Annotated in this window: 7 protein-coding genes; all 7 read left to right on the top strand. The window is 62.5% G+C overall.

All coding sequences use genetic code 11. The annotated features are described in order from the left end of the window. Positions 1–193: 193 nt before the first annotated feature. Positions 194–1,309, top strand: coding sequence for a Rieske 2Fe-2S domain-containing protein (locus RhoFasB10_RS25425; RefSeq protein WP_167679259.1), 1,116 nt, complete (start codon positions 194–196; stop codon positions 1,307–1,309). A gap of 143 nt (positions 1,310–1,452) precedes the next feature. Beyond that, positions 1,453–2,034, top strand: a complete 582-nt coding sequence (hxlB, locus tag RhoFasB10_RS25420) for a 6-phospho-3-hexuloisomerase (protein ID WP_167679257.1) — start codon at positions 1,453–1,455, stop codon at positions 2,032–2,034. Positions 2,035–2,083: 49 nt separating this feature from the next. After that, positions 2,084–2,710, top strand: a complete 627-nt coding sequence (gene hxlA, locus RhoFasB10_RS25415) for a 3-hexulose-6-phosphate synthase (RefSeq protein WP_167679255.1) — start codon at positions 2,084–2,086, stop codon at positions 2,708–2,710. 193 nt (positions 2,711–2,903) lie between these two features. Next, positions 2,904–3,902, top strand: coding sequence for a phosphogluconate dehydrogenase (NAD(+)-dependent, decarboxylating) (gnd, locus tag RhoFasB10_RS25410; RefSeq protein WP_167679253.1), 999 nt, complete (start codon positions 2,904–2,906; stop codon positions 3,900–3,902). Positions 3,903–3,919: 17 nt separating this feature from the next. Next, positions 3,920–5,551: a glucose-6-phosphate isomerase gene (pgi, locus tag RhoFasB10_RS25405; protein WP_167679251.1), complete on the top strand. Its 1,632-nt coding sequence runs from the start codon at positions 3,920–3,922 to the stop codon at positions 5,549–5,551. Then, positions 5,548–6,594, top strand: coding sequence for a glucose-6-phosphate dehydrogenase (coenzyme-F420) (gene fgd, locus RhoFasB10_RS25400; protein WP_167679249.1), 1,047 nt, complete (start codon positions 5,548–5,550; stop codon positions 6,592–6,594). The genes pgi and fgd overlap by 4 nt, the downstream gene beginning before the upstream one ends. A gap of 128 nt (positions 6,595–6,722) precedes the next feature. Continuing rightward, positions 6,723–10,454: a serine/threonine-protein kinase gene (locus RhoFasB10_RS25395; RefSeq protein ID WP_167679247.1), complete on the top strand. Its 3,732-nt coding sequence runs from the start codon at positions 6,723–6,725 to the stop codon at positions 10,452–10,454. Positions 10,455–10,873: the final 419 nt, after the last annotated feature.

Below are 10,873 nucleotides of genomic sequence, written 5' to 3'. Positions count from 1 at the left end.
GGTGTTGCCAATGGCGTCGGGTTCTGATCGGGGACAGCTGTTGCGGGCGGCAAAGAGTTGCCCCACAGCTTGTATCACGTTGGTAGAGAACGGCGAAGAGATCGAACTCTTCTAACCAACAAACCACTGCAATGTTCTGCACACGCCCGGCCGCGACCACTCGCGGTCTGCCAGCAACAAAAAAGGAACAGCTATGACAACGCAAACAGGCAACGAACCCGTCTACGATCTGAACACCAGCGCGGCAACCTGGCGCCACTTCTGGCATCCGGTCGCCACCCTCGACGAACTCCGCGCGGCAAAGCCTGGTGGTCGTGGCCCTCTCCAGTCGAAGCTGCTGGGAGAGATGATCGGAATCGCGGAGATCGGCGGCAAACTGATCGCATTCGAGGACAGGTGCTCGCATCGCGGTGTGGCACTAACCCTGGGGTGGGCGGAGGATGACGGCCTGCGGTGCAAGTACCACGGTTGGTGCTATGGCAACGACGGCAGCTGCAAAGAGGTTCCTTCGCTTACTCCTGATCAGCCGATTCCCGCGCGTGCGCGTCTCAAGCAGTACGACTGCGAGGAGCGCTACGGCCTGGTCTGGGTCCGCCTGGACTCCTCGGTTGATACGAAGATCCCGGACTTCCTGGGATGGAACGACGACACCATGCACTGCATCATGGGAGAGCCCTACCAGTGGCCATGTTCGTCCGGGCGACGCATGGAGAACTTCATGGACGTCACCCACTTCCCCTTCACACACTGGGGGACCCTCGGGGCGCCGCCGAACACGGTGTTCCCGGCTTACCCTGTCGATCAGAAGAACGGTACTCTGACCTGGAAGACAGACACCTACCTCGCCCACAATCCGGGTGACGACACGTATGGCCCTCCGGCCGATGAGAACGCAGTCATGCTGCCGCCGGCGGAGTACGTGATCGAGGTGCCGTTCAGCATCATCTTGAAGTTCACCTGGTCGGACAGTTTCGCGACCCAGATCTTCATGCACGCGACGCCGATCGACGAGTACACCAGCCGTAGTTACTGGTTCACCTGCCACACCCATGACCAGTCTTCCGATCAGATCCACCTTCAATTGCAGGATATGGTGCTCGGCGAAGACTATCCCGTCGTCGCCTCACACACGCCGGCACGAATCGGCGATCCACGAGACGAGGTCTCGGTGTTCCCCGACAAGCCGACCATCTTCTGGCGTCGGTGGATTCGAGAACTCGACGCCGGAGCGAAGCGCGGGCCCGAAGCTCTGCGTGAAGCACTCAACCAGGTCTCGATCGAAAGCGAAGATGCACAACCGGTCAGCTGACGGGGCTAGCACACCAACGTAAACCATCGCTCGCTACAGCGATCCGAGTCGGCGAATCGACGCGGCAAAAAGTCGGTGCGGGGCCGACTCGGTAAGGGGGTCTAACCGTTGCCCTGCTGTCGAGGTGAAGTGAAAGGAAAATTATGACGTCAGTCGTTGAACAGACGACGAGGGGTTTCGACGACGCCCGAGCGACCGTCCTCCAGGAGACCGAGGGGTTGTTGAGCTCGGTCGCGGCCGAGGAGTGGGATCGCGCAGGCGCGCTGATCAAGGAGGCACGGCGAATCTTCGTCATTGGGAACGGGCGCAGCGGTCTGGCAGCGCAAATGGCTGCCATGCGTCTGATGCACCTGGGCCTGCAGGTGCACGTTGCAGGTGAAGTCACAGCCCCCGCGATCGGTGAAAACGATCTACTAATCGCTGTATCAGGTTCCGGTACAACACTCTCTGTGGTCAGTGCGGCGCAGACAGCTAAAAAGGTTGGCGCGAAGGTCCTTTCGGTGACTACCACCAGTCGCGCACCGTTGGCCGAGCACGCCGACGAATCTCTCGTCCTTCCAGCGGCGAACAAACAAGACCACAGCGCAGCGAGGACACAACAGTACTCGGGCAGCCTGTTCGAACAGAGCGTGCTGCTGGCGTTCGACGCACTTTTCCACGCGCTGTGGGCGGAGCACGAGCAGTCAGCCGAACAGCTGTGGACACGGCACGCCAACATCGGCTAGCCAACGATTATCGCTATTAGCAAATCCATTCAGAACCAAGGAGAAACACATGACGAAGCTGCAGGTTGCAGTCGATCTGCTCACCACCGCCGACGCGCTGGCCCTGACCAATAAGGTGGCCCCGTACGTCGACATCATCGAACTCGGGACCCCGCTGATCAAGAGCGCCGGCCTCAGTGCCATCAGCGCGATCAAGGCGGCGCACCCGGACAAGGAGGTGTTCGCCGACCTCAAGACCGCCGACGCCGGTTTCCTCGAGGCCGACCTGGCGTTCTCCGCCGGAGCGGACCTGGTTACCGTCCTCGGCGCTGCCGGTGATGCCACCATCAAGGGTGCGGTCGAGGCCGGCCGCAAGCACGGCAAGAAGGTCGTCGCCGACCTGATCGGCGTCGAGAACCGTGTCGAGCGGGCGCGCGAGATCGCCAAGCTCGGTGTCGCGTTCGTCGAGATCCACGCCGGCCTCGATGAGCAGGCCCAGCCCGGGTACTCCATTCAAACCCTGCTCGACGACGGCAAGATCGCCGGTGTCCCGTTCTCCGTCGCCGGTGGCGTCAAGGTCGACACCATCGCCGCAGTCCGTGATGCGGGTGCCGACGTCGCCGTCGCCGGTGGCGCGATCTACAGCGCCGAGGACCCGGCCGCAGCGGCCAAGGCTCTCAAGGACGCCTTGAGCTGACCGAACGGCGCTACAAACGACAGGACTCCGGGGGGTGGACACTCCATCCCCCGGGGGCCCGCGTCGAATCTTGTTGCAACTTCTCGAGCCGACGACCCATCGGGGTCGGATCAGTCGATCTGACCCCAGCCGACTCTCACAGATCCCATCCCAGGAATGTCGTCGGGCTCTACACGTGAACTGAGGGACTCGTATGCAGATCGGAATGGTCGGTGCCGGACGAATGGGTGCGAACCTTGTTCGCAGGCTTCTTCGGGCGGGACACAAATGCGTTGTCTACGACAGGAACGCCGAGTCCGCATCAGAGCTCGTAGATGAGGGCGCAGTCGTCGTCGAGTCCCTCCAGGAACTCGCCCGTAGTCTCGAATCACCACGCACGGTGTGGGTCATGGTGCCGGCGGCGGTGACCGGCCGGGTCGTCGACGAGCTCGCGGAGACCCTTGACGCCGACGACGTCATCATCGACGGCGGAAACTCGCACTACCGTGATTCCGTGGTGCGGCACAACACGCTCGCGCAGCGTCAGATCCATTACGTCGATGTCGGCACAAGCGGCGGCGTCTACGGACTCGAACGCGGGTACTGCCTGATGATAGGCGGCGGCCCAGATGCGGTGGAACGACTCGACCCGATCTTCCGCACCCTCGCACCCGGTACCGAGGCCGCTCCACGCACCCCGGGACGCACGGGTGTGACCGACACGGCGGAAAACGGCTACTTGCACTGCGGACCCGCCGGGGCCGGACACTTCACGAAGATGATCCACAACGGCATCGAGTACGGACAAATGGCTGCACTGGCTGAAGGTATCGCGATCCTCCAGAAGGCCAATTCCGGTCATGCACCCCGCGTAAACGACGCAGAAACAGCGCCGCTCGCCGACGCGGATTTCTATTCGTACGACCTCGACATCGCGGCCATCACTGAAGTATGGCGGCGCGGCAGCGTGATCAGTTCCTGGCTGCTCAACCTCACCGCCGGCGCTCTCTTGCACGACCCCCAGCTCAATTCGTACTCACGCCAGGTAGCGGACTCGGGGGAGGGACGGTGGACCGTCCAGGCCGCCGTCGACGTCGGCGTTCCCGCACATGTCCTGACTGCCGCACTATACGCGCGCTTCAGTTCCCGGGGTGAAGGCGAGTACGCGGACAAGGCGCTGTCGGCGATGCGACGCGCCTTCGGCGGGCACTGAAGAAAGGCACTGGCACCATGACATTGACGTCCCTCCCCGAATGGTCGAACCTGCGGCGCCACCGGGACAGCTTTGCGCACAGGAAACTTCGGGATCTGTTCGCCGAGGATCCGCAGCGGGGTGATCACCTCGCCGCCGAGTACGACGGGATCTATCTCGACTATGCGAAGAACCGGATAACTCGCGAGACCCTGCCGCTCCTGGTTGCGCTGGCCGAAGCACGCGGCCTACGCAGCGGCATCGACGCGATGTTCTCGGCGGAAAGAATCAACTCGACCGAGGGCCGACCCGTCCTGCACACCGCCCTACGCGCACCCCGAGGCGCCTCCGTGCTCGTGGACGGCGACAACGTAGTCCCGCATGTGCACGAGGTACTCGACCGAATGGGTGCGTTCGCCGACAAACTGCGCCGCGGGTCCTGGAAAGGGCACTCGGGACGTCCGATCCGCAATGTCGTGAACATCGGGATCGGTGGCTCGGACCTCGGTCCGGCCATGGCGTACCAAGCCCTACGCGCAATATCCGATCCTGGTCTGAACGTGTCCTTCGTCTCGAACGTCGACGGCCACGACATCGCAGGCGTACTCGACGGCAAGGATCCAGCCGAGACCCTGTTCATAGTGTCGTCGAAGACGTTCACCACCGTGGAGACCCTGACCAACGCACGAACTGCACGCCGATGGTTGCTCTCCCAAGCAGGATCGCCATCTGCCATTCGCCACCATTTTGTTGCGGTCTCGACCAACACCGTCGCCGTTGAGGCGTTCGGCATCGACGCATCCAACATGTTCGAGTTCTGGGATTGGGTTGGCGGGCGGTACTCGCTGCACTCGGCCATCGGCCTGTCGCTGATGGTGGCGATCGGCCCGGTGAACTTCCGGGAGATGCTCGACGGGGCGCGATCCATCGACGAGCATTTTCAGACAGCACCACTCGAACAGAACCTGCCGGTGTTGCTCGGACTGCTCGGCATCTGGAACCGCAACTTCCTCGGCAGCCACACTCACGCGGTCCTACCCTACGATCAGCGCCTCAACCGCTTCCCTGCCTATCTCCAGCAACTGGACATGGAAAGCAACGGCAAGTCGATCGACAGGGATGGCAAGCCCGTCGCCATTGACACCGCACCGATCGTCTGGGGTGAACCGGGAACCAACGGGCAACACGCGTACTACCAAATGCTCCATCAAGGAACCACGCCCGTTCCGTGCGACTTCATCGGCGTACTCAGGCCGTCCGTCGATCTTCTCGAGCACCACGAACTGCTGATGGCAAACCTGTTCGCGCAGGCCGAAGCCCTGGCGTTCGGGCGAACCCTGGGCGAGGTCGCCGCAACCGACAACATGGGACACCCGGAGCACCGGACGTTTCGAGGAAACCGACCATCCAACACGCTACTGATCCCCGAGCTCAACGCCTACAGGTTGGGACAGCTCATCGCGCTCTACGAGCACAAGATCTTCACCCAGGGCTGGATCTGGGGGGTCAACTCGTTCGATCAGTGGGGGGTCGAGCTCGGCAAGGTCATGGCAAGCCGGATTGCCGACGAAATCCATTCATTCGACGGCCAACTCGCAGGTCACGACAGCTCCACCACAGCACTAATTGCACGATACTGTCGCGCGCGGCAGGAAGGGATCCTTGTATGACTCTGAAGATCGGTTACAAAGCATCTGCCGAACAGTTCAATCCGCGCGATCTCGTCGAATTCGCAATACACGTCGAAGAACTCGGTTTGGATAGCGTCATGGTGTCCGACCACTTCCAGCCCTGGCGGCACGTCGGCGGCCACGCCCCATTCTCGATGTCCTGGATGGCGGCGGTCGGCGAACGTACCTCGAGGGTGCTGCTGGGTACCAGCGTCCTGACCGCGACGTTCCGATACAACCCGGCCGTGGTCGCCCAGGCATTCGGCACGCTCGGATGCCTGTACCCCGGCCGAGTGATACTCGGCATCGGCACCGGGGAGGCGCTAAACGAAGTGGCGGTCTCCCGCATGGAATGGCCGGGCTTCAAGGAACGTTTCGCGAGGCTTCGGGAAGCGGTCGAACTCATGCGCCGACTGTGGGCCGAGGAACGGGTCAGTTTTGAGGGGCAGTACTACCAGACCCACAACGCGACTGTTTACGACCGGCCGGACGACGGCATCCCGATCTACATCGGTGCAGGCGGCCCAGTGGTCGCCAAGTACGCCGGTCGCGTCGGCGACGGATTCATCTGCACCTCCGGCAAAGGCATGGACCTCTACACCGAAAAATTGTTGCCTGCTGTGGCAGAGGGCGTCGCCGCCAGCAGCGAATGCATACGAGGCAGAAACGCCAATCCGATCGACAAGACGATCGAGATCAAACTTTCTTACGACCCCGACCCGAAGAAGGCGTTGGAGAACACCCGGTTCTGGGCACCTCTGTCTCTGACCGCCGAACAAAAGCACGGTCTCGCGGACCCGGCCGAGATGGAGCGAGCAGCCGAGTGCTTGTCGCTGTCCCAAATCGCGAGTCGCTGGATCGTCGCCTCGACCACCGAGGAAGCCGTCGAGCAGATCAAGCCATACATCGACGCGGGGTTCAACCACCTGGTGTTTCACGGACCAGGCCACGACCAGTACCGATTCCTTAACACCTTCGCAAACGAGGTCATGCCGGCACTGCGCCAATTGGACACCGTTTCCGGTGGTGTGTTGATCTCGTGACCATCTGACGCACCAACTTACAACGGTTGCTTCCCGGTCGCGTGGTCGCCTCGCGGCCGGGAAACAATTGCGTAATCTGGCGGTGTGAGGATGTCGCCGAATATGGTGTCTTTCGAGGTGGCAGACCAATGGCAAATATCGACCCGGCGGTCACTCAGCCGGTAGATCCCCACGAGATCATCGCCGAGCTCGCGGCAGAAGGCTTCGACAACGCGGTCGAGGTAGGGCGCGGCGGATTCGGCGTTGTCTACCGGTGCGAGCAACCCGCCTTGGATCGGACGGTCGCAATCAAGATCCTGACCGCCGACATATCGGACCGCGAGAGCGAACGTTTTCTTCGCGAACAACACGCGATGGGGAGGGTATCCGGCCACCCCAACATCGTCGACGTTTATCAGGTCGGAACCACGGCCAGTGGGCGTCTGTTCATTGTGATGCCCTACCACAAGTACCCCCTCGACACCCGACTACGGGCTGAAGGCCCCTTCCTGATCCGGCAATCGCTTCGCTTCGGGGTCAAACTCGCCGGAGCCCTACAAACCGCGCACGACGTCGGAATCCTTCATCGCGACGTCAAGCCCGCCAACATTCTCCTGACCGGCTACGGCGAACCGCAACTGACTGATTTCGGCATAGCCCGTGTGGCGGGCGGGTACGAAACCGAAACCGGTGTCATTACCGGATCGCCGGCCTTTACCGCTCCCGAGCTGCTTGCCGGGGCTGAACCGAACGTTGTCTCCGACGTCTACGGCCTGGCGGCTACCTTGTTCTGCCTCATCACCGGGCATGCCGCATTCGAACGCCGGAGCGGAGAGCGGCTCGTCGCGCAGTTCGTCCGGATAAGTAGTCACCCCATCCCTGACCTGCGGGAAACGGGGATCTCCGACGCCGTCTGCCAAGTCATCGAACAGGCGATGGCCCGTGATCCCGAAGCCCGTCCGAAGACCGCGGCAGAGTTCGGTGAGATCTTGCGTGACCTGGAGAGAACCATCGGACTCGACGTAGATGAGATGGCACTTGTATCCGACTCGCAGCCCTTACCGCAACGGCTGAACCCCTCGTCGAGGGCAGGCGAGACCGTGCCGGGCGTGAGCGACCACCTCCACGGTGCCAACCGGTTCGATCAGCTCGCCAAGCTCGAGCATTCGATTCCCATCCCAGGACGAACGGGTGTCCCGCTCCTGCCGAGCGACGTCGTCGAGAGACCTCGACTATTCGCCTGGCTGGCGGAGGCAGTCAAGTCGCCGGTCACCACGGTCACCGCACCGGCGGGATGGGGAAAAACGCAGCTTCTCGCATCTTGGGTGCGGTCGCCTTATTGCGACATCGACGTCAGTTGGCTCACCGTAGATCACCGGGACACCGACCCGAACCGGTTTTGGCCAGCTGTCCTGGCCACCATCGCACGGGCATCACCCCGAACGACGGACAGGCAACCCGGCGACGATCCGGTAGTACCCCTGTTCGAAAGCCTCGCCACGCTCACCTCACCCCTCCTACTGATCCTCGACGACATCCAATGGCTCGACGATTCCATCGTGGAATCAGATTTGTCATGGCTGCTGCTGCGGTTACCGCCTAACGTCCGGGTCGTCCTCAGCGGTATCTACCTCCCCAACCTGCCGGTCAGCCGCCTTCGCATCGAAGGCAAGCTCCGTGCGCTCACATCCAAGGATCTGTCCTTCGACGCGGCGGAGGTCTCTGCGATGCTCACCGCGTCGGGAGTCGAACTGTCCTCCTCCGCAGCGGAAGGACTACAGCGACGGACAGAGGGCTGGTCGGCAGGTTTGCGCCTCGCTGCCTTGGCCCTGGGGGAAACAGAATCGGCGGACGAGTTTCTGCACGAGTTCACTGGAGACGACTCCGACGTCGCCGACTACTTAGTCTCCGAAGTCCTCGAGAGACTGCCAGTCGATCTGCAGGAATTCCTCCTCCGCACTTCGGTATGTGAGGTCGTGACAGCCGACCTCGCCACCGCCCTGACGGGACGAACCGACAGCTACGAGGTCCTTCGGTCGATGGCCAAGCGCAATCTCTTCGTCCTCGCCGACACCCCGCGCAAGGACTGGTTTCGCTACCACGGGATGTTCGCCGAACTTCTGCGAAGCAGACTCAAACAGCGTGGCGAGCCGGCGGCAGGCACTCTCTACCGCACCGCTTCGAGATGGTTTGCCGCGCACGGCATGGCAGTCTCGGCATACCAACATGCGTGTAGCGCCGAGTGTTGGCCGGAGGCTGAACAACTGCTGCTCGACAATTGGCTGGCATTGTATCTGGACGGTCAACTCGTGACGGTTCAGCGCCTATTACGCCACCTTCCCGACAGCGTGATCGACGACAACAACGAGCTTCAATTGATCGGCATCGCTGTAACCCTTGCACTCGGAGAGGGTGGTGTCGCAAATGTTTTCGACGCCGCCCTCTCCGGAGCGCCACTCGATTCGCGTGTCTCCCGGCGTGTTGCTCCACAACCCGAAGCTGCCTCCGAGGATTCCTCCGACCGGCATCCTCTGTCCTCGGAACTTCCCGTCGATCCGGAGGCGACACCAGCGAGCCTGGTTGTCGATCTCGAGCGGGGCAGACTCTCAGGTGACCTGAAAGCAGTTGCCATAGCCGCGCACGGAATGGCAGTTCTCTCTCGCGACCACTTCGGTTCGGGCGTGGCCACAGCGAGTGATTCTCGCGCACTGGCTTTGCAACAACTAGGTATCACCGAGTACTGGGTGGGTCGGCGAGCCGACTCCGAGGCCCACCTACGCGAGGCACTGTCCGCAGCCCGAGCGACGGGGCGCGCCTACGTAGAACTGGGGTGTCTGAGCCAGCTCGTCGGCGTCCTCACCGCCCAACACAGGCTCACCGAAGCGCTCACCGTTGCCGCCGAAGCCACGGAACTCGCACGCAAACGAGGATGGGAACTGACCGGTGCGGTAGCTGAACTATGGCACGCGCTCGGATGGGCGGCCTACATGCGCGGCAACCTCGACGCGGCCGAGCAGCACCTCGCGGCAGCCATGGCGGCCGTACGTCGCCAGGACGCAGCGGTCAGTGCCACCGTCCTGCTGGTACGAGGCTTGATCATCAGCCTCCGCGGACGCAAAAGGCAAGCCCTCGCGGACATGGATGCCGCGGCAAAGGTCGCGGACCGGATGGTCGCTCGATACCTCTTCGACGACTACCTCATCGCCGAACGAGCGCGCCTTCGATTGGCACTGGGCGACATCGCGGGAGCAAAGGAGATTTTCGCACCGTATCCCGCCGACGCCCGTGGGCCGATCATGCTCACCGTCGTGCACGCCGAATTCCTTGTCAGTGAGGGCCAACCCGACCGCGCCATCGCGCTTCTCGACGAAGCAGTCGAGACGGGGAGCGGCCTGTATGACGAAATGCTGCAGGCCATGGTCCTACTGGCGTTGCTCGCTGATCAACGCTCGCCGCAGTCTCCTCACGCCGTCAACTCGTTGATCGCTGCCATCGAACTTGCCGCCCCAGAACAGTACGTTCAACCATTTCTCCAGTTCGGCATCGCCGTCGACCGGCTACTCCGTACCGTGAAAGGCGCTGGAACGCGCTATCCCGCATTTGTTGATCTGGTCCGGGCGCGCCTAGCCGAGAACGCCCCGACCATGCATGTACATCGCGGCCTCGAGGCAGCACGCGATGTCCTCGTCGACCCACTGACCAAACGAGAGATGCAGGTATTGAGAGCAATCGAAGAACCTGCATCTCTGCCGGAACTCGCAGACCGGCTTTTCGTTTCCGTCAATACACTCAAAGCGCATCTGCGGAGTGTCTACCGAAAGATGGAGGTCAACGGCCGCCGAGAGGCAGTCGTGAAGGCACGATCGCTCGGGTTGCTCTGACGAAGATCCCGAAACGAACACTCCGCTGTCGGGGCAACACTCGTCAGCGGGACTGCACTGATCGGTGAAACACGGCTAACACCGCCCGGCGGGGACGGATGCGGACGAGGGGTGCTCGGCCGCCGGCGGCTAGCCCCTCCACTTCTCGTTGGGCCGGCCATTCTCGGTTTGCGAAACTTCGCCGGTCCCAGCGGGGACCGCCACGGCGAGTTGCCAACCCCGAGCACGCGCCAGGAACCGATTCCGCCTGTTGCGTGCGACCAACCGCATGGCGCTGGCCCCACGGCTGCACCTCTCCATACCGGCAGTGGCGTTCCCGGCAGAGGGGTCATTGCGATGAGTTTGGCGCGAACACAACACCGCTCGGTCCGCCTGTGTGGTGGGTGGTGGGGTGGTTTCTCACCCCGTTGGGGTGAGGG

The sequence above is a fragment of the Rhodococcus sp. B10 genome (genome assembly GCF_011770055.1).
In the GTDB taxonomy this organism is placed as follows: Bacteria; Actinomycetota; Actinomycetes; order Mycobacteriales; family Mycobacteriaceae; genus Rhodococcoides; species Rhodococcoides kyotonensis_B.
Note: the sequence above shows the minus strand (reverse complement) of the source record. Positions and strands in the feature narration are given on the sequence as shown.

Bases quoted from the DNA above. Each gene is read 5' to 3' on its own strand.
- RhoFasB10_RS25425 (WP_167679259.1), top strand. From the start codon at position 194: ATGACAACGCAAACAGGCAACGAACCCGTCTACGATCTGAACACCAGC.
- hxlB (WP_167679257.1), top strand. From the start codon at position 1,453: ATGACGTCAGTCGTTGAACAGACGACGAGGGGTTTCGACGACGCCCGA.
- hxlA (WP_167679255.1), top strand. From the start codon at position 2,084: ATGACGAAGCTGCAGGTTGCAGTCGATCTGCTCACCACCGCCGACGCG.
- gnd (WP_167679253.1), top strand. From the start codon at position 2,904: ATGCAGATCGGAATGGTCGGTGCCGGACGAATGGGTGCGAACCTTGTT.
- pgi (WP_167679251.1), top strand. From the start codon at position 3,920: ATGACATTGACGTCCCTCCCCGAATGGTCGAACCTGCGGCGCCACCGG.
- fgd (WP_167679249.1), top strand. From the start codon at position 5,548: ATGACTCTGAAGATCGGTTACAAAGCATCTGCCGAACAGTTCAATCCG.
- RhoFasB10_RS25395 (WP_167679247.1), top strand. From the start codon at position 6,723: ATGGCAAATATCGACCCGGCGGTCACTCAGCCGGTAGATCCCCACGAG.